Genomic DNA, 19,595 nt, shown 5'->3' with positions numbered 1-19,595 from the left:
GTTTTGATTTTCCACAGGATAAAAGGAGGGAGCGGCTTTCGTCCACCCCTAAATTATCAACGAGCGTTCGCCAAATCAGAATGCTGAATATTTATCACGCTTACATCGCGGTCAATAATCCATTATCAGAAGATGGTGCTTAGATGATGCTCAGATGGTGCTTTATGGAGATTGCTTTATCGCAAGTTGCGCGTCTTCACGTCACATCAGTGAGCAGCCCAGCCCGCATTTCCGCGCAGCTCAAATGATCAAACAATGCCTGAGTGACCGGCGACAGCGCTTTCGCGTCACGCACGACAATTCTGAGCTCTCGCTGTGCCCAGTCGTCCTCCAATGCCACCGCGACCAGACCGAGCGGCTGCCCGATCGCCACGAACACAGCGTGAGGAATCACTCCCAGCCCCATCCCGACCTGAGCCATTCGGCAGACGGCATCAAATCCGGGCACCTGGATGCGCATTTTCAAGGCTTTTCCGGCACTATGAGAGGCCAGATGGGCGCGGGCATTAATGGAGCTTTCGGCATGTAACCCGACATGGTCACTATCGAGGGTCGTCGCAAATTCGACACTGCTATGCCCAGCCAACGGATGATCATCGCGCATCACCAACACCAATTTGTCGCGTCGATACAAGACGGATTGCAAGTCGCGCGTATCGACATCGCCAGAACAGATGCCAATATCGGCCCAGCTATCTTCGACACCTTTCACAACCCGTCCGCTCGGGCGCTCCTCGAGGTCCAGCTTAACTTGTTCGTGCATTTGAATAAATGCCCGCAAATCCTCAGGCAAAAATTCTACAATCGCGGATAAGTTGGCAACCATGCGGACATATCCGCGAACACCTTGCGCATGTTCTGCTAGCTCCAGCCCGATTTTTTCCACGCTTAGCAGCATGCGACGCGCGTGCGTGAGCAGAGTCTCCCCGGCTGGCGTAAGCACCATACCTTTGGCCTTGCGAATAAACAGGGCAACCCCAATCGCTTGCTCCAACTCAACCAGTCGTTTACTAGCAGCCGACACCGCAATCGCTTCGCGCTCCGCCGCCCGAGTGAGCGTGCCCTCCTCATGAATAGACAAGAACAGTTGCAAAGTGGTGAGATCAAGCCGCCGCAATAGATTATTTAACGCCATGGAATTTAGGGCCAGTAGCCGATGTGGTGTAAGGGGATGCTACTTATATCAAGTTAATGCCATCGTTGGCAACGGCTTCGAACACTAGGAGAACACCTCTCCGATGTTTTCTTGACGCCTCTCTGCTTACCGGTCTATAGCGCGCTAAAATGTTTAAAACATCGGTTTATGCCATTACGACGCTTGAATACAAGATTTAATACCAGATTAAACATAAGATTAGATACAGAAATTTAAATCCAAAGGAAAAACGCATGAGCAGCATCAGCCATATTATTCATGCCCACGTGCGCGACATCGGCTTCCCGGTCCGGCGCTTACTCCCGGCCGCCGAGGTGCGCACAGTCGGTCCCTTTGTTTTTTTTGATCACATGGGACCGTTTACGTTTCCGTCGGAAGGCAGCACGGGTGACGTCCGTCCCCATCCGCATATCGGCCTGGCGACGGTAACCTACCTTTTTTCCGGCGCAATGGTACACCGCGATAGCCTGGGAAGTGTCCAACGTATCACCCCGGGCGATATTAACTGGATGACATCGGGACGTGGCATTACACATTCTGAGCGTGTGCCGGAAGACATTCGTCAGCAAGGCATCGCGGTGCAAGGCTTGCAAATGTGGGTGGCTTTACCGCAAAAAGATGAAGAAACCGCGCCCGGATTTTGGCACTATCCTGAAGCGGATCTTCCTCTTGTGAAATTGAACGGGGCGACCTGTCACGTCCTGGTGGGAACAGCATTTGGTCAGACATCGCCGGTCAAAACCCACAGTGATACGTTGTATGTTTCCGTCAAACTGGCGGCGCAAGCGCATATCCAAGTCGCGCCTGATGTTGCAGAACGGGCTATTTACATCATTAGCGGTGCGCTGGCAGTCGATGGTGAAACGATAGAACAAGGCACGCTGGTGGCACTTAAGCCGGAAATCACTGTGACCGTGGTCGCGCAAAGCGACACCACCTTCATGCTTTTAGGTGGCGAACCGTTGGATGGCCCGCGCTTTCTCTGGTGGAATTTCGTCGCGAGCACAAAAGAACGTATTGAGAACGCAAAAGCTGCCTGGAAGCTTCAGCAAGACGACGTCTTTCCTCCAGTACCCGGCGAAACGGAGTTTATTCCGTTGCCCGAACGCTAGGATTGGCGCTGTGAAACGCCGGGCCCCTTTTTACCTCTGATTGTTGCAGGACCCGGGCGCGTCGTTTTCGAAACCAGATCAACAAACCCGTCGCACTTAACATCGCGACGATCACTCCCATGATCGAAATCAGGATGCGGCCGGTCAAACCGAAAATACGCCCAGAATGCAACGGGAATTGGGCTTGCAAAAATATGTCGCCAGCGCTGCCGGCACCAGGAAAACTACCCCCGGCAGGACTCCCATTTTTTGCATCAAGGTATAACAGGCATTGCCTAATCCGCTGTCACCGTGATCATTCCCCGGTTCAAAAAATCCTACTCCGTACAGGCCATAGGAAGGGGCATAAAATATCCCTCCGGCGGGCAATGTCCGCCCGCGTTTTTTTGCTTCGATCTTAGCGATTTCCACCGCACGCTCACGGCTGATGACCGGTTCGATCGGTTTATCCTCCGGTTGTGCCGTGCGCGTGGCAAAAGCATTTGGATGCAGCGTTGAGAATTTCCCTACGATAGGTCGGACAATTTGATTTGCCAGATTCATCTATACCGACGTGATCGCCAGAACCAGCAATTACGCCCATACCCACACCCCGCCGGAAGGATGTAAATCGAAATGGTTTATGTCCACCGTGCTTCCAGCGAAAAGCAAACGATTTTCGCCAGCTTAGCCAGACTACACCGATCAGCCCATAAATCAGATGCCGAATTCGATTCCCCAACCTGACGGAATATGCATGGTGTAGTGCAGTTTATATAAAAAAAGGCAGCAAATTTTCCCGGCTAAGGGAAATTTGGCCCCACGTGCGCTTGCCCTGGACTTCGCCCGTCACGGGATCAAGGGCAATCTGATTAAAACCCAAATCAAAAGGCTTGCCGGTCGCCGGATCAATGCGCCCTTCGACTAGCAATTGCGACGCATGGCCTGGCTCTTCCTGCGTTAAAAGATAACGAACCCGCACGCGTGGGTCCGCCGCTTCAACACGATTAGTGAGCGCCAAGCCAGATAAAACGGGCTTGCCGGAAATGTTGTCGCCGCTTTTGGCATCAAACAATTGCGGATTCAACCAGCCGTCGAGTTCATGATCCCATGAAATCAACGCGCCGGTAGCACCTGAAATAAACAAAAAGATGGCAACCGCTAGTCCAAACCATCCATGCAACAACACAAACAAAGGACGCATTACTTTATGTCCACAACGCTAGCAAACTAATATTTCCAGTTCAACGCCACACTGGCATTACGGGGCGCGCCGTAATAACCCTGCGAGTGTAAAGACTAGTGAGGTATTTTTTGTCAGTGACGTTATTCAGATTCGCGGAAACGCTGACATGTTTGGTGATATCGTAGCGCGCCATCAGATTGAGCAACGCGTAGCTGGCTTGACGCGTCACGATGCCATCGCCTTGATCGCGTTGGGTATCGCCTTGCCAGTTCAGGCTGGCCCCATTTTTTATTTGCGCCAATTGCGGTAACTGATAAGTGCTCGACGCTCTGAATAGCTTCCTTGGCACATACGTTCTGACAGCACTACCGTCATCGCCAGTGATCGACAATTGGGTGTAACCAGCGCTGGCTTGCAAGCCCTTGGTAATTTCACCAGTTAGCTCCAGCTCGAAACCTTTCGACTCTGCGTCAATAACTGTGTAATACGCCGCGGCGCCAACGTAACCGGCCTGCTCGGCCGCGTTGCTTTGTTTAGTTTTAAATACAGCAATCCAAGCGTTGAGTCGGCGGTCAAAAAATTCGCTCTTTAAACCTACTTCCGTGCTCTTTCCTTTAGCGGGATCAAGTGGAACGCCTTTGATATCGGCTTGTGTTTGCGGATTAAAGATGCCGGTATAGCTTGCGTAAGCAGACACGTTTTTAGTCAGGTCAACCACCACGCCGACATACGGCGTGGTATCGCTGGCAGAAGTTCTGTGCACCTCTCCATAGGTTATACCGCTACTTTCAGCCCGGGTAATGGTCGCGCCAGTAATTAATTTCAATAATCGGTGAGATTAAAACGCGCCGCTGCGTCGACACTCCGTATCGCCCCAAAAACATCTATAGATACTATCGACATGCTGCTTAAGGTTACGGCCAGCGCCAGCGCCATTGTGTGGCGTCTTAAAACAACTTGATTCACAGGTAAGGTGATGTAGCGGGACAGTGGTGTTGCACTCCTCAATGATCGATACCATCGACACGTTTTAAGCATCGATAGATATATTTTTACGGCTTATTTTTTACCTTCGCATTTAACAAAAAGTCATTTTGACCTCTTCACACCGCGTTTTTAGTTTATGAAGAAGAACGAAAATAAGTAGTATTCGAAGTTGTATTGAAATTATTTCATTTAATATTTTTTTATTGTTGATTTGATGAAATTAAGTCGCGCAATACACATCCAACCTCCGCTCAGGCGGGTATGTATTTTGGAAAGACTTAGTATTTAACGCCTGAGGCTCTGAAGATGGCGTCCTAAAGCATCTGTATTGAAAACGCCATAGCGCATTTCATATTGAATACTGCTACTTAACCTCACATCCGACAGCCCATGACCTCTCCTCCAGAACGTCCAAAGTCCGTCCCTGATCGTCTTAGCCAAATGCTGCATAAAGCCTTTGCCCTTCCTATCGAAACACCGCTTTTTCGACCATTACTAGTAATAACGACCGTCGGGCTGGCGCTGGTATGCGCATACGCTTATGCCGCCGGTTGGTTCTCACCCACGCGTCTCACGCCGAAACAAATTATTGCCACCTTTAATCAAGATTTTGGAACGCACCCGGGATTTCGCCGTAATCATGCCAAGGGCGTATGCGTGGTCGGTTATTTCGACGGTAACGGTTCGGCTTCCGGCCTCTCCAATGCCTTGGTATTTGGCGCATCCCGGACCCCGGTGATTGGCCGTTTTGCGATACCCGGCGGTAATCCAGAGATTACCGATGCCAGCAGTCCGGTACGCAGTATGGCGCTGCAATTTCAACAGCCCAACGGAGAACAATGGCGCACCGGAATGAACAACGTTCCTTTGTTTGCCGTAAAAACACCGCGGGCATTCTACGAACAATTGGAAGCAGCACGGCCTGATCCTGCTACAGGAAAACCCGACCCGGCGCGCATGAAGGCGTTTTTTGACGCGCATCCGGAAACCGCGGGAGCGCGAGAATGGGGAAAGACGCATCTACCTTCTTCGAGTTGGGCAAATGGCACCTATTACAGCATCAACGCATTTCAGTTAGTCGCCGCCAATGGTGATAAACAATTCGTTCGCTGGGCGATGGTTCCGGAACTGGCGTACACGCCAATCGACCCAATAATACCTAAGGCAGCCGACTTCCTGAGCCACGATCTCGAACAACAGTTACAACAAGGGCCGTTACGCTGGCACTTGATATTGACGTTGGCAAAAGCTGGCGATGTGACAAATGACGCTACCCAGTCATGGCCGGCAGACCGGACGACGGTGGATGCGGGAACACTCACCCTAAATCAGACCGTTAGTCAGGATGATGGCCCTTGCCGTGATGTGAATTTTGATCCGTTGATTTTGCCGCACGGAATCCGACCTTCCAGCGATCCGCTGCTGGCAGGGCGTTCAAGCGCTTACTCGCGCTCGTTCAACGTCCGTACGCGGGAAGAAGCCGAAGGAGCAGTCACCCAAACCAACAACGCGCAACTGATCGCAAAAAAAGGAAATCCATGAAACCTCGCGCAGATTCGTTTAGCCTGCCATCGCGACTATTGCACTGGTTAATGGCACCGTTACTCCTCGCGATGCTGCTCATCGGCGTGGGAATGATCAGCACTGTGTCGCATTGGCGGTTATGGCTGATCGGCATTCATAAGCCGCTTGGTCTGGCTTTGCTAGTGTTGGTCGTCCTGCGACTATTGCTACGATTGCTTGGCCACTCTCCGAAATTGCCATCCAGCATGCCGGCATGGCAGCGGCACGTCGCCACCCTCTCGCACTGGCTGTTATATGGTGCAATGTTCGCAATGCCGTTGCTGGGTTGGGGGATGCTGTCGGCTGCCGGATATCCATTGCCCGGTATTGGCGCCTTTCATCTGCCATCGATCGCTCCTCAAAACGTCACACTGTACGCGTGGTTACGATACGCCCATGGTGTCTGCGGACAGGCATTTTTTGCGCTGATTGTTTTTCACATTGCTGCCGGTTTATTACACGCATTGGTGTTGAAAGACGGTGTCTTCAAAAGTATCTCCCTACGCGCCAAATCCGGCCACCGCTAAATGGTTCCTGATGGCTCCTGATGGTCCATGATTGATAGTGCTGCATTAAAAAAGTCATCCCTGCTTACGCCGGGATGACTTTTTTTAAAACGTGTCAACCAACAAAAATCAGGCGGCAGCCTGTTCTTTCGACAACGACGCCATATCAATTACAAAACGATATTTAACGTCACTCTTCAGCATTCGTTCATAAGCGTGATTCAGGTCTTGAATCGGGATCAATTCGATATCCGATGTAATCCCATGCTCGGCACAGAAATCCAGCATTTCCTGGGTTTCCTTAATGCCGCCGATGAGAGATCCCGCCAGGGTGCGGCGTTTCATGATCAGATTAAATACATTCGGTGACGGATGTGACTCGGCTGGTGCGCCAACTAATGTCATTGCACCATCAAGTTTCAATAAGTTTAAAAATGGATCCAAATCATGCGGCGCAGCCACTGTATTGAGGATGAAGTTAAAACTGTTTGCATGCTTTGCCATTTGATCTGGATCTTTGGAAATGACTACCTCATCCGCTCCCAGGCGCAACGCATCCTCTATCTTGTTGGGCGACGTCGTAAATAACACCACATGCGCGCCCATGGCGTGCGCAATTTTCACACCCATGTGACCGAGGCCGCCCAAGCCGACGATACCAACCTTGTGGCCTTTACTAACGTTCCAATGTCGCAAAGGAGAATAAGTGGTGATACCAGCACACAATAGCGGGGCCGCCGAAGCAGGATCAAGCTTATCCGAGATGTGTAAAACAAACTTTTCGCTCACCACGATGTTGTTCGCATAGCCGCCGAAAGTCACCCCGCCACTGTGCTTATCTTCGCCGTTATACGTGCCCACGAAGCCGGTTTCGCAATATTGCTCCAGGCCTTCCGCGCAACTAGGACAGGTCTGACAAGAGTCGACCATGCAACCGACTCCCGCCATCTCGCCCACTTTGAAATTTTTGACATGCTCCCCGACTTTAACGACACGGCCGACAATTTCGTGTCCCGGCACAGTTGGATAGATGGTGTTATGCCATTCGTTACGGGCGGTATGCAAGTCCGAATGACATACCCCACAGTACAATATTTCGATCTGGACATCATGCGGTCCAGGTTCCCGACGTTCAAAGGAGAATGGTACTAATGGTGTCTGCGCAGATTGTGCGGCGTATCCAATGGCTTTTGGCATTTTCAATTCCTTTGTTGAGGTAAAACAGCAAACACGGCAAAACGGATCGATCGCGCCGTTGAAGGCATCAATGGTAACGCTAACTTAAAAAGAATTCTCGCAAGCACCTATTTTGCTACTCCGGTTGAAGCTGACTCTAATTAAAAACGCCACCATATAAACGCTAAACGATGAGTGTCAGACAGATATACAGCTGATAAGGTACTGGAACCGTAACGCGTTCGCTCATCCACTAAAAGGCGGGGCTGCAGAACAACCGGACCAGCAAGATTTCGCCGCCCTGATCCATAAAAATAATAAACAAAATCATGCATCACAATTTATAGGGGATAATGCGCCCCCAGCTAAGCGCAATACCTTGGCTCCTCTATTACCGTCGGAGAATTTCGTGATCATTGAAGAACAACTACCTGCCGTAACGGCACTAATCCAAAAAGCAGCAAGCGATAGTGACAGCGTTGCCTTTAATGCTCTTTATGCACTTTTCCCAAAAAAAACGCCAGCCCAAAAAGTCCATGCCACACTGGAAGCAGCCTGCACCGCAATCGCCGATCTCAACACGGCGATCTATGCAGTTGTGATGGTGAAGAAAGATACCGGTTTACCTGGCGATGCTTTTTTTGTAACATTTAAAGCCATACGCGCCGATGAATATGCAACTATTGCGGGCGACACCCCTCACCTGCACTTAACCCCGGCGCAAAAGCAATTGATGGTCAATGCAGAAAAGGCCAGAGTCTACTTGCACGCTAAAGCGTAATTGGATTTTAGGCACATTTCGCCTTAAAGCAAATTGACGCCCGTAAAGGTTTCTTTAAACGCAAGAAAAAAGCCGTGCTCAATCCTGTGGAGAGGCGGTTTTTGCGACTAATACATTCTTCATTCGTCTCTCTAAACGTCACGCCGTCACCCCCATTCCTCATTGACTATTGGCACGACGCTATACTCTATGCTGATACCAGCAAGAGGGCCGACACTGTCTCAGTCGTTCAAATCTTAGGGCGCCGATCAAGCGGTACTATTTGCTGAATCCGACGTTGCTTTAACCAACCTTGGAGGCGCAGCGTCGGCTGCCGCAGCGTCGGCTGCCGCAGCGTCGGCTGCCGCAGCATCGGCTGCCGCAACGTCGGCTGCCGCAACGTCGGCTGCCGCAACATATACCACCCGCTGGCCAATAAAGTTAAAAGCTCGGTAATCAGCAGCGCGTACCAGATCGTTTGACCACCGAAATACGACTTCAACAGCCATAAAGAACCTAATAGCAGAACCCAACTCCGCAATACAGCAATCATCGCCGAAGCGCCTGGACGCTCAACCGCGGTCAGGTAACCAGTCGCGATTAAGTTGCATCCGGCGGGCAAAAAAGCCAGCGCATACCAGACCACCACCGGCCCAAGTATCTCCCAGGCTGATTCGCCGTCGGGCAAAAAAAGAAAAGTCAGCTGTTTGGAAAACAGGCACATCACTACGGCAATGATTCCAGCAGTCACCAGCACGGCTGCGGCGCCAAACGTAAAGACAGCCTGCATCGCCCGCGGCTGGTTCGCCCCGCGATAAAAACTGATCATCGGCTGCATGGTTTGAACAAAGCCAACCATGGTCACGATGGCGGCCAGTGTCATATATTCCAGAATGGCGTAAGCCGCCAATCCGCTTTCACCGTATGTGCTCAAGACCAATCGATTGAATACAAATATTGTGACAACCGCGGCAATACCACCTAAAAATTCGGACGAGCCGTTGTATAAAATCGACCCAACATAACTGCCGCCTTTAAAAGCATGGCGGCAAGGCTTGACTTTTTTGGCTTTGAAAACGTGATAACTGAACATGGTAACGCTTGACACCAGCATACTGATTCCGGTCGCCAGTCCAGCCCCCTGCATCCCCAGCGGCAGGATAACGATAAAGTAATAATCCAGGGCGATGTTCACCAGGGCACCCAATAACATCGCATACAATCCAAACGTCGCCGCTTTTGTTCCCTCTGTACGCAGGAAGAATTCCAGCGCGTACAACGCTTGTGCAAACAAAATAAACCACGCATAAGCGCGCATATAATCCTCGACCAACGCCGCCAACTGGCCGGTTGCGCCCATCAATTGTGCAATTTCGGACGTGTGCGTTAATACGATGATGCTCGATACCAAGCCGATGGCAAGCATGCTCCATAACGCTTGGGTAAATACGCGGCGCGCTTCGGCGAAACGCTGTTGCCCCGAAAGACGGGCGATCAACGTCGCACCTCCCACGCCTATCATCAGGCTGACGGCGTAAGGCACATACAACAAAGGAACCAGCAGGTTGAGAGCCGCTAAAGATTGCGCGCCCAGATAGCGGCCTATAAAGACACCGTCAACAAAGGTATAGAGTGTATAAACCCAACCGGAAAGAAGGGTCGGAATCGCCAAATTGACGAATTGTTTTCGGAGAGATTTGGTGGAAGTGTTGACCATCTTGCGTGCTTTTCTATCAGATGAAAATGCACGATTTCAGTAAGGTGTAGATTTCACGCAAACATCGCGTTGAGACATTGCGCGTATGTACAAAAGCAATCCGTTGATAGCCACCGTGAACAGAATACAAATTTATAGACACGCTTACCGACAATCGATGCAATGAAAACGCCCCGAACGCAATGTCCGGATTAGTGCGGCTGCGATCAGGTCGTCATCAAACGTCGTTTAAGCACCGCTTCGCGCACTTTGTCGTAACCGATGTTGAACACCAACGTGTAAGGCAAAAAGAAAAGTAGCAGGCCGATGTCGAGTATGAAAGCATCCAGCAAACTCATATTCAGCCACCACGCGGCCAACGGTACCACCGTGACGATTAGCCCCAGTTCAAAAAAGATCGCATGGACAACCCGGACACCGAAGGTACGCGCAAGATTCAGGCGGCGCTCTATTCGGTCAAAAAATGCATTGAAGACAATATTCCAAATCATGGCTATCAGCGAGATCATCAAGGTAAGCAGGCCTGCGTGGGCCATTGACACATCCATTAACCAGGACAACGCGGGCGCACTAATGGCAACGGCCAGCAGCTCGAAAGTCAGGGCATGAAAGCCGCGTTCCGCAAATGACTTCTTGATATGGATCTTATTGGTGGCGTTATTGTCGTTACTGACCTTCTTCATGGGATTGGTGATACTCATACAAGCTCCTAAGCTTTATTTATAACTGATCGTTGCTATTCTCCGGTATTTTATTGATACTTAGAAATGAGTAACTATCGGAATTTCCGATATACTTTCATTCCAACCCGTTCCAACCCGTTCCCACCCGTTCCAACCAATTCGAACCCATTCCAACCATACCAACAATCAAAAAAAGTGCATAGCCATGGCCCATTCCATTGAATCGTTATTCATGTTTGTAGAGGCGGCAACGCTCGGTTCTTTCTCGGCCGCGGCGCGCAAGCTGAACAAACAGCAATCCACCGTCAGCGAAGCTATCGCTAATCTTGAGATTGACTTCGGCCTCCTGTTATTTGACCGCTCCACCCGGCGGCCGACGCTCACTGAGCATGGAAAGGCGATGCTGATCCATGCGCAGCAAGTACTGGATGCCAACGACCGCCTGTCTCGCTCAGCGCATCGACTGGCTGATGGTCTGGAGCCGACGCTCACGCTGGTTTTATCGGATATGTATCAATCGAATCGCTTCGAATCCATCCTGACCGAATTTGAGCGGCGCTACCCGGAACTTGAACTTGAATGCATGATCGCCGAACATACCGACGTCGTGGCGCTGGTACAGGAAGGTCGTGCGCAGCTTGGTCTGGTTGGCGCTCAACCGGATTATCCGCCTGACGTCGGGTTCGACTCAATGTCAGAACATTCAGAGATCGGCTTATATGTCAGCAAGCACCACCCGCTTGCGAGCGCGCCGACTGTCACGACAGAAATGTTGCATGGTGCGCGCGAACTGCGCCTCAATACCTACCTGAACGATATTGTCGAACGTCGCCGCGGCCTATGCTGGTCGTCTTCAAGCTACCTATTATTATTGGAAATGACCGAACTAGGCTTCGGTTGGGCCGAGCTTCCTCGCTGGCTGGCCAAGCGCTTCGCCGCTGAAGGACTGCTTGAGTTACAGGTACGCGGGTGGCCGAAATCCATGCAGGTTGACGCAGTCTGGTCGAGAAGACATGGGCTGGGGCAGGCCGGTGGATGGTTACTGGCATCTTTGCTAACAACTTAGCATAAAAAAACAGGCCAACTAAACGCGATAAACGCAATGCATGTCACCAATTGAAACAGTCTTCGGTGAACGCTACCGCCATTTACACTTATAATGCAACAGTGTTGCACACTGAACAAATGCAATTTTAGTCGCAATCGAATCAAAATTATGGAAGACAACATGAAGCATGTATTTTCGAGCGTCGCCATTAGCGCTCTGCTCTGCACCTCATTCTCCCCTGCAATCGCGCACGAAGCACACGTTCATGGCGTCGGCAAACTGGACGTCGCAATTGATGGCGCGCAAGTCATCTTGCGTCTGGATACACCGTTAATTAATCTCCTCGGCTTCGAGCACCCGGCCAAAAGCACGAAGGACCGTGCAGCGGCTCAAAAAATGGCGCTGCAACTCCGGGACGCGAACAAAATATTCGTCACCACGCCTGCCGCTGAATGTCGGCCAATATCGGTCAAACTGGCTTCAAATGCGATCAATCCGATATTGTTAGGCGAGACACCAACGCCAGCCACAAAGATCAACGCCAAGACATCGGAACACGCCGATTTTAGTGCTGACATGATTTTACAGTGCGCAAATCCTGAACTATTAAAAACCATCGACGTTAACCTATTTGCAAAATTTAAAGGATTTCAAAAAATTGAGGTGCAAATGGTGACGCCAAAAAATCAGCTCGCGGCGACATTGACACCAACGGCCTTCCGTCTCTCGTGGGAATAACATGCGCGCAATAACATGTGCGCAGTCTCATGAGCACAAGATCATGAGTACGATGTCATGAGTGCGATGCCATGAGCGAAGTAGTCATTAATCTAAAGGACGTCTCTTTTAGCTGGCCCGGACAAGCTGCCCCTACTTTGCAAATGGACTCCTTTAAGGTAGAGCGCCAGGATCAGGTATTTATCGCCGGGCCTAGCGGAAGCGGCAAAAGTACGTTGCTGGCATTGATTGGCGGCATTGTGGTTCCTCAGCGGGGAACCATCTCCATCCTCGACACCGAGTTACACAGTATTTCGGCGTCAACCAGAGACCAGTTCCGGGTCGATCACATTGGCTTTATTTTCCAGCAATTCAATTTAATTCCCTACCTGTCGATTCTCGATAACGTATTGCTCCCGTGCCAGTTCTCACGCTATCGACGCCAACGCGCTCTGGCGCAGGGTCCAACCTTGAGAAGCGCTGCGGAGTCATTGTTGCAAAGCCTCGATCTCGTCCCATCATTGTGGGGAAAACCTGTGACGCAACTATCGATTGGTCAGCAACAGCGGGTGGCCGCCGCCCGTGCATTGATCGGTCAACCGGAGATTATCGTCGCCGATGAACCAACATCAGCGCTCGATGCAGATCGACAGCAGCGTTTTCTGGACTTGATGCAACGTGAATGTGAACAGGCGCGTTCTACTTTGCTATTTGTCAGCCACGATCAACGCCTGGCCGCACGCTTTAGCCATCGGCTCGCCTTGAATGAACTCAATCACGCTGCGCATCTAGAGGATCAACTATGAGCATGTTAGTGCGTCTGGCCGCGCGCAGCGCATGGAATCGGCGCTTTACGTTAGGTTTAATTCTGCTGGCAATTGCGTTATCAACCACGCTGCTGTTAGGGATCGAACGCATACGCCACGACGTCCGTGAAAGTTTTTCGCAGTCCGTTTCCGGCACCGATCTGGTAGTCGGAGCGCGCACCAGTTCCGTTCAATTGATGCTGTATGCGATTTTTCATATAGGCGGTGCGACTAACAATATCGGTTGGGATAGTGCGCAAAAGCTCGCGCATAATCCCGCCGTCGCCTGGACCATTCCGTTATCGCTGGGAGACTCCCACCGCGGCTTTCCCGTGTTGGCGACCAACGGCGACTATTTCACCCATTTTCATTATGGCGACAAACAGCCGCTGCGTTTCTCATCAGGCCAACCGTTTCATGATGTATTTCAGACCGTGTTGGGTTCGGACGTAGCGCAGCAACTACATTATAAACTTGGTGATAAGATCATCCTCAGTCATGGCAGCGGAAGCGCGCACCTGACCGAACATGCCGACAAACCCTTTGTCGTCAGCGGCATATTGGCAAGTACCGGAACACCGGTTGACCGGACCGTGCATATCGGCCTGGACGCCATGGAGGCGATACATCTTGACTGGGAGGGTGGCGCGCCAATCAAGGGATTAATGATTCCCTCGGAAATGGTTAAAAAGTTCGATCTGACGCCTAAGACGGTGACGGCTGTCCTGGTTGGGCTAAAAAATCGGGCGAGCGTTTTTGCGTTACAGCGCGCCATTGCCGATGACAAGGATGATCCTCAAATGGCCGTTTTGCCCGGGGTAGCACTGGATGAGTTGTGGCAAGTCGTCGGTATCGGCGAGAAAGCATTGCTTGCGGTCTCGGCCATGGTAGTGGTGGTTGGGCTGGCTGGACTGGTATCGTCGATCCTCGCCAGCCTCGGCGAACGCCGTCGCGAGTTGGCAATCCTGCGCTCGGTGGGTGCGCATCCGATTGACATCTTTTTTCTATTAGCGATAGAAGGTTTTGTGGTGATGTTGATTGGGGTGTTGCTGGGCATTGTCATACTAAATGGGGCGATCCTGATACTCGGCCCCCTATTGGCAACGACATTCGGCATAGCGCTGCATCCTGCGCTACCGACAACAGGCGAGTTATTGTTGTTGCTATGGACCATTATTGGCGGTTTGATCGCCAGTTTGCTGCCAGGATTGCGCGCCTATCGACTCAGTCTTTCCGACGGTCTGACGCCGCGAGTGTGATTGGTCAGGCAAAGTGATAAGGTGAAGCATGAAAAATGTTGTATGGATCGCGGTAATCGTGATTGCCGGTCTTGGTACCGGAATGGTGGGACGTTACGTCGTCGCTGACCGCAATGCGACAGCGGCACTGAAGGCGTCGACCGCAGCGCAATTGGCTACGCAGGATGGCGACTATAAAATTGGCGACCGCCTGCAACAAAATCAACTGGTAGCGTCCAATCCCTCCACCCCGGTGCCGGTAGTCAAATCGCCATTCCAGGAGATCAAATGGGAAGACCTCGCCCCGGCCAGTTGGGACCCGATGAAACCGTTCAAGGGAATCGACCTCAACAAGCTGGACGACGCCGATCCGCGGGCTGAGGTCGCACTGCAGAAAGCCAAGGATTATTGGAAAAATGCGCCGATTAATCCTGCCATGAATGGCAAGATGGTCAAAATTCCCGGCTTCGTGGTGTCGCTTGATCGCGAAGGTGATGCCTTAAAGGAGTTCTTGCTGGTCCCGTATTTTGGCGGTTGCATCCATGTACCCCCACCGCCCGCGAATCAAATTATTCACGTCGATAGTACTAAGGCGATCAAAGGCGTTCGCACGATGGATGCGGTATGGATTAGCGGCGTGTTAAAGGTACAACCGTCTTCAACGGATATGGGCGATGCCGGATACACGCTGGTGGCCCAAAATGTTGAAATGTACAAGGATGCAGATACCAAAGAATGATGTTCAAGAAAGATGTCAAAGAAGGATATAAAAGAAGGATGTAAAACAGTGCTTTAAAACAACGGCAGCAGAACATGGCGATAGCAATTATTAAAAGTGCTATGCGCGTTTAGGTCTGGGGCAAGATAATCGTTGCCACCAACCCGCCCTCGACATGATTTTCCAACCGTAATTCGCCACCATGGGCTTGCACAATATTGCGGGCAATTCCCAAGCCAAGTCCCATTCCACCGGCATTCAGATCGCGCCCGTGAGCAAGTCGCTGATAGGGTTGAAACAGCGTACTGAACGCCTGTTCCGGCACGCCCGGCCCATGATCGCGAATCTGAATTTCGATGTTATCGGTCTCGCCATCGTCGCCGCCGGTCGTTCGGCTGGTCGCCCGGTTACCGGACGCACCGTTTCGGGAAGGCAGGCACCGTTGTCGAACCTGGCGCACTGAAATTTCCACGCGCTCCCCATAAAACAGCGCATTATCAAAGAGGTTACCAATCGCACGTTTAAGTGCCAACGGCTTCGCCATCACCGTCAATCCAGAATCAACAAACGTTACCGCATGGCCCGCCATTAGCGCATCACGGATCATTCTTTGTATCAGCGCATCCAGTCGAACTTCCGTGCGATTTTCATGGATGTCACTGTCTTTTACCGACTGCAACGCGCCCTTCACCATCATATCGAGTTCATCCAGATCCTCGTGAAAATCGGCACGCACGGCGTCATCGTCGAGCAATTCGGTGCGTAACTTCAAGCGCGTAATCGGCGTGCGCAAGTCATGCGAAATGGAGGCGAACAAACGTTCCCTATCTTCCAGATAGCGTTTTATGCGCTCACGCATTGCGCTAAAAGCGCGCACTGTCTTGACGAATTCACGACTTCCGGTTTCGGGCAACTCTGGCACCGTCTCGCCTTTACCAAACGCCTCTGCTGCGTCCGACAAGGCAGCCAACGGGCGGGTTGTCCAACGCACGACCAATATCGACAATAGCAAAACCGCCGCTAACGATAATCCCTGCAACACCAGTCGGTCTGGCGACAATGGACTGTTACTTTCCAGAAAATAAGGATTAGGCATCAGCGCGGCAAGATACAACCACTTGCCCGGTTCCAATTGTGTCTGAATTACTAGAACCGGTGCGGGGTTCGGTTTAATCAACAAAATATGTTGTACCCAGTTGTCCGGTAAATCCGCAATTTTAAGTCCGTCATCGGAGACGTCCACGTCCTCCGGCCATGCAAACGCCAATCGAAATTCCGGCAAAAATGGCAGCTCTTCCTTAAGGGTTTTTAAAACGGTCCGCGTTGCCAGATCGGCTAGCGCACTCTGGCCGATAGGCTGAATCGGCACCAACGCGTCATTGGCATTTACAAAAAACCGCGTGCCACCCATTTCGCGCAACTGCTGAATCATAATCGGTCGATAGTTGGCGGGCAGGCTCTTGAAGTAACGAATTGCACTGACCGCGCTATGGCCGAGATGTTGCGCGGCGATCCGGGTTTCAATTTCCGATTTAGAACGCAGTTGAGCGGCCCATATTAAGCCGCCCGCTAATTGCGTCACCAATATTCCCAGCACCATCACCACAGACAATTGCCCCAGCAGCGAATGCGGCAACACCCAAGCCAACATGCGGGCAAACAAGCGGCGGGTATCAGCGGGTGACAATCTGAGCCTAACTGGCAGACGCAACGACGTCGGCAGAAAATACGTACCCTGCACCGCGTACCGTTTTGATCAGTTGCGGCGATTTTCCATCATCGTTGAGACGATCCCGTAATTTGCTAATCTGAACATCGAGCGAACGATCCATCGGCCCCGAATCACGCCCCCGGGTTTCTTCACTCAAGACGGTGCGGTCCAAAATATCGCCGGGATGCGCCACAAAATATTTGAGTAATTGATAATCCAGACCGGTGAGCGCCACCGTTTTTTGATCGGCGTCCATCACTGTCCGCTCCACTGTATCCAGTGTAAAACCCAAAAATCGATAGTAGCGCGGCGCCGCAGCATTCTCCAGGCCCATGCGGCGGTGAATCGCCTTAATACGTGCCAACAGTTCACGAGGACTATAGGGCTTACCCATATAATCGTCTGCGCCCAACTCAAGCCCGACCACGCGATCAGTTTCATCAGAACTGGCCGTCAGCATAATAATGGGGACATTGGAACGACGCCGCACAATTTTGCACAACGCAAAACCATCCGTGTCGGGCAGCATCACGTCCAGAATAACGAGCGATAACTCGTCCGCAAATCGCTGAAATTCTGCCAGAAAAGTTTCGCCGTTATGCGCCAACTTGACTTCGTATTGATTTTTTTCAAGATAAGCCTTCAACAAAATTCGGGTTTTCTGGTCATCGTCAACGATCAAAATCTTACGCATGGTATGGCTTCAAAAGTGGTATGTGGAGGGATGCACGATGCATGGCGGAATACGTGTAGCCTATTCTTCTGATCGCGCCGTTTTAGGCGAACTGCGCGCTATCGCTGCCAGACGATGCTGCGTATCCGCTTCGGTTATTTTATCGTCCATAAAATAGCGCCGGACCTCTGCAACGATCGCATCTTTAGTCGTCTCGTCGGTCGCCATTCTATGGACCAGACTGGGCGCCTGAAACGCACTTCCTTTGCTAAAGGTGCGCCACGACGCGAGCGAACAGCTATCCATTTTTGTCTTATCAGGATAGCGCCAGACCGGGATCGAGCCTTTTACCTGATTGTAATCGGTTTGAACCGATGCCGACATCAGGATCTGTGCCAGCTTTTCCTGTGCTGGTTGGTGCGAATAATCTCCGGCAAACATCGCCAGCGTATCGACACTATATAAATGATAGTCGTCGGTCCCCGGCACCGTGCTACAAGCGAAGTCCACATCGGGCATCCGCCCCCACGCTTTTAATTCGCCTTTTACCCAATCTCCCATCACAAACATCGCCGCGTCACCGTCTGCAAATTGTCGTGTCATGTCATTCCAGGATAGCTCTCGCAGCGGCAACGGCATCCACTGCTTTAATCCACGTAATCGTTTCAGCGCATGGGCCAGACGCGGGTCGGCGTAAGCTTGCGGGCTCATGTCCACAAACAACCGGCGATAAAATGCTGGACCGCTTTCTGCTAGCACCAGGGTCTCAAACAAGGTTGCGACCTGCCACGCCTCACTACTCTGCGCCAAAGGAACCACACCTGCCTGTTTCAATTTGGTCGCGACGCGATCAAAATCCGCCCATGTCCTGGGCACCACCAAACCCAATCGATCAAACACCTTTTTGTTATAAAACAGCATGTTGATCCGCTGGATGCCGAGCGGAGCGGCAACGACATGGTCGCGGTTTTGCACCAATGACCAGACTGTTGGAAACAATACTTTCTTCCAATTGCCGGGCCGGGACACGTTATCGAGCTCCAGCAGCAGCCCCAGATCTGCCCACTCTCCGAACACCACACCATTTAACTGCGTCACCTCTGGCGCATGACCTGCAAGCACCCTGCTCTTCAACACTTTGCTCGCCCCAACGCCAGCCCCCCCGGGAACCGCCGCGTTGCGCCATACAATATTCTCTTGCGCCAACCTGTCTGAGAGTACCTTGACGGCCTTGCGCTCGCTATCGGAGGTCCACCAATGTAATACTTGCAACGCGTCAGGCGGAGCGTAGCTGTCGGGACCGAAATTGGTATCTGCGCCATACGACAATGGCGGCAACGCGCCAACCACCACCACAGCCACTCCCGCGACGAGCCAACTCCAATCCCTATTCTTAAATACACAATACAACCGCTTTAATTGTTCGTTCATTTATATTTTTAATTATTAAAAACAAATCAGTTCGTCTCTGTTCTTTATCTTTATCTTGATCTTGATCTTGATCTTTATCTTTATCTTGATTCTTCGTTCTTGGTTCTTGGTTCTCGGCCTCAGACGACGACTGTGTTGCCTTGCGGGGGAGACTATAGCGTAAGTTCCTGCCATTACCGCCTTTTTAGTCTCGGTTTGCAGCAAATCGATGCTAGTTTTGTAAAGTTTTGTAAAGATAAATTAACTTTTATTTCTGCCCCTGAAAACCGCACCGTGATGAAAAAATCATCCAGCTATACGATTGCCAAGGCAACGTATGAAGTGTGTAAATATATGTAACGTGGCAACCCTGTGAATAGCCAATAAATTCAATAAAATCAGATACTTACCCGTGTATTAAAAGCGGCCTGCACGCAGCATGGCGTCAC

20 protein-coding genes are annotated in these 19,595 nt (G+C 51.3%); 9 read left to right on the top strand and 11 right to left on the bottom strand.

Translation table 11 applies throughout. The features are described 5' to 3' along the window. Positions 1-196: 196 nt before the first annotated feature. Positions 197-1,135 carry a LysR family transcriptional regulator gene (locus tag JQN73_RS18595; RefSeq protein WP_205320437.1) on the bottom strand — a complete coding sequence of 313 codons (939 nt, stop codon included), beginning with the start codon at positions 1,133-1,135 and terminating at the stop codon, positions 197-199. Positions 1,136-1,389: 254 nt separating this feature from the next. On the opposite strand from JQN73_RS18595, the gene JQN73_RS18590 reads away from it, so the two are divergent. Further along, complete coding sequence (locus JQN73_RS18590; protein ID WP_205320436.1) at positions 1,390-2,268, top strand: pirin family protein; 879 nt, start codon at positions 1,390-1,392, stop codon at positions 2,266-2,268. Here JQN73_RS18590 and JQN73_RS22855 read toward each other — a convergent pair. The 4 genes from JQN73_RS22855 to JQN73_RS18580 form a co-directional block, all read right to left on the bottom strand. Then, on the bottom strand, positions 2,246-2,440 hold the full coding sequence (locus JQN73_RS22855) for a PepSY domain-containing protein (protein WP_370551375.1): 195 nt from the start codon (positions 2,438-2,440) through the stop codon (positions 2,246-2,248). The genes JQN73_RS18590 and JQN73_RS22855 overlap by 23 nt on opposite strands. Continuing rightward, positions 2,413-2,811: a hypothetical protein gene (locus JQN73_RS22850; protein WP_370551260.1), complete on the bottom strand. Its 399-nt coding sequence runs from the start codon at positions 2,809-2,811 to the stop codon at positions 2,413-2,415. Before JQN73_RS22850 ends, JQN73_RS22855 begins: the two co-directional genes overlap by 28 nt. A 208-nt stretch (positions 2,812-3,019) precedes the next feature. Then, positions 3,020-3,451: a PepSY domain-containing protein gene (locus JQN73_RS22845; RefSeq protein ID WP_370551259.1), complete on the bottom strand. Its 432-nt coding sequence runs from the start codon at positions 3,449-3,451 to the stop codon at positions 3,020-3,022. A gap of 40 nt (positions 3,452-3,491) precedes the next feature. After that, on the bottom strand, positions 3,492-4,259 hold the full coding sequence (locus JQN73_RS18580; protein ID WP_205320435.1) for a TonB-dependent siderophore receptor: 768 nt from the start codon (positions 4,257-4,259) through the stop codon (positions 3,492-3,494). A gap of 551 nt (positions 4,260-4,810) precedes the next feature. Between JQN73_RS18580 and JQN73_RS18575 the strand changes: the two genes are divergently transcribed. Further along, the gene (locus JQN73_RS18575; protein ID WP_240162325.1) at positions 4,811-5,962 is read left to right on the top strand and encodes a catalase family peroxidase; all 1,152 of its coding nucleotides are present in this window, start codon (positions 4,811-4,813) and stop codon (positions 5,960-5,962) included. Beyond that, entirely contained in the window at positions 5,959-6,510 is a 552-nt protein-coding gene (locus JQN73_RS18570; RefSeq protein ID WP_205320434.1) for a cytochrome b, read from the top strand. Before JQN73_RS18575 ends, JQN73_RS18570 begins: the two co-directional genes overlap by 4 nt. A gap of 108 nt (positions 6,511-6,618) precedes the next feature. Here JQN73_RS18570 and JQN73_RS18565 read toward each other — a convergent pair whose 3' ends face one another. After that, positions 6,619-7,686, bottom strand: coding sequence for an NAD(P)-dependent alcohol dehydrogenase (locus JQN73_RS18565; protein ID WP_240162324.1), 1,068 nt, complete (start codon positions 7,684-7,686; stop codon positions 6,619-6,621). A gap of 388 nt (positions 7,687-8,074) precedes the next feature. Between JQN73_RS18565 and JQN73_RS18560 the strand changes: the two genes are divergently transcribed. Then, positions 8,075-8,446 (top strand): hypothetical protein, encoded by a 372-nt coding sequence (locus tag JQN73_RS18560; RefSeq protein WP_205320432.1) that lies wholly within the window; start codon positions 8,075-8,077, stop codon positions 8,444-8,446. A gap of 229 nt (positions 8,447-8,675) precedes the next feature. Here the strand turns inward: JQN73_RS18560 and JQN73_RS18555 are convergent, their stop codons facing one another. Continuing rightward, positions 8,676-10,142 (bottom strand): MATE family efflux transporter, encoded by a 1,467-nt coding sequence (locus tag JQN73_RS18555; RefSeq protein WP_205320431.1) that lies wholly within the window; start codon positions 10,140-10,142, stop codon positions 8,676-8,678. Positions 10,143-10,348: 206 nt separating this feature from the next. Then, positions 10,349-10,825, bottom strand: coding sequence for a multidrug/biocide efflux PACE transporter (locus JQN73_RS18550; protein WP_205323463.1), 477 nt, complete (start codon positions 10,823-10,825; stop codon positions 10,349-10,351). A gap of 205 nt (positions 10,826-11,030) precedes the next feature. On the opposite strand from JQN73_RS18550, the gene JQN73_RS18545 reads away from it, so the two are divergent. The 5 genes from JQN73_RS18545 to JQN73_RS18525 all read left to right on the top strand — a co-directional run bounded on the left by JQN73_RS18545 (position 11,031) and on the right by JQN73_RS18525 (position 15,373). Further along, on the top strand, positions 11,031-11,891 hold the full coding sequence (locus JQN73_RS18545; protein ID WP_205320430.1) for a LysR family transcriptional regulator: 861 nt from the start codon (positions 11,031-11,033) through the stop codon (positions 11,889-11,891). Positions 11,892-12,053: 162 nt separating this feature from the next. Continuing rightward, a complete protein-coding gene (locus tag JQN73_RS18540; protein ID WP_205320429.1) occupies positions 12,054-12,611 on the top strand; it encodes a DUF2796 domain-containing protein in 558 nt (185 codons plus the stop codon). A gap of 71 nt (positions 12,612-12,682) precedes the next feature. Continuing rightward, the gene (locus tag JQN73_RS18535) at positions 12,683-13,396 is read left to right on the top strand and encodes an ABC transporter ATP-binding protein (protein WP_205320428.1); all 714 of its coding nucleotides are present in this window, start codon (positions 12,683-12,685) and stop codon (positions 13,394-13,396) included. Next, on the top strand, positions 13,393-14,655 hold the full coding sequence (locus tag JQN73_RS18530; protein WP_205320427.1) for an ABC transporter permease: 1,263 nt from the start codon (positions 13,393-13,395) through the stop codon (positions 14,653-14,655). The genes JQN73_RS18535 and JQN73_RS18530 overlap by 4 nt, the downstream gene beginning before the upstream one ends. A gap of 28 nt (positions 14,656-14,683) precedes the next feature. After that, positions 14,684-15,373: a DUF3299 domain-containing protein gene (locus JQN73_RS18525; RefSeq protein ID WP_205320426.1), complete on the top strand. Its 690-nt coding sequence runs from the start codon at positions 14,684-14,686 to the stop codon at positions 15,371-15,373. A 109-nt stretch (positions 15,374-15,482) separates the two neighbouring features. Here the strand turns inward: JQN73_RS18525 and JQN73_RS18520 are convergent, their stop codons facing one another. The 3 genes from JQN73_RS18520 to JQN73_RS18510 are packed head-to-tail and all read right to left on the bottom strand — an operon-like array spanning position 15,483 to position 19,167. Further along, complete coding sequence (locus tag JQN73_RS18520) at positions 15,483-17,003, bottom strand: ATP-binding protein (RefSeq protein ID WP_205323462.1); 1,521 nt, start codon at positions 17,001-17,003, stop codon at positions 15,483-15,485. Positions 17,004-17,046: 43 nt separating this feature from the next. Next, a complete protein-coding gene (locus JQN73_RS18515; protein WP_205320425.1) occupies positions 17,047-17,757 on the bottom strand; it encodes a response regulator in 711 nt (236 codons plus the stop codon). 60 nt (positions 17,758-17,817) lie between these two features. Then, positions 17,818-19,167, bottom strand: a complete 1,350-nt coding sequence (locus JQN73_RS18510; RefSeq protein WP_205320424.1) for an ABC transporter substrate-binding protein — start codon at positions 19,165-19,167, stop codon at positions 17,818-17,820. Positions 19,168-19,595: the final 428 nt, after the last annotated feature.

This window comes from Glaciimonas sp. PAMC28666 (genome assembly GCF_016917355.1).
In the GTDB taxonomy this organism is placed as follows: domain Bacteria; phylum Pseudomonadota; class Gammaproteobacteria; order Burkholderiales; family Burkholderiaceae_D; genus Glaciimonas.
Note: the sequence above shows the minus strand (reverse complement) of the source record. Positions and strands in the feature narration are given on the sequence as shown.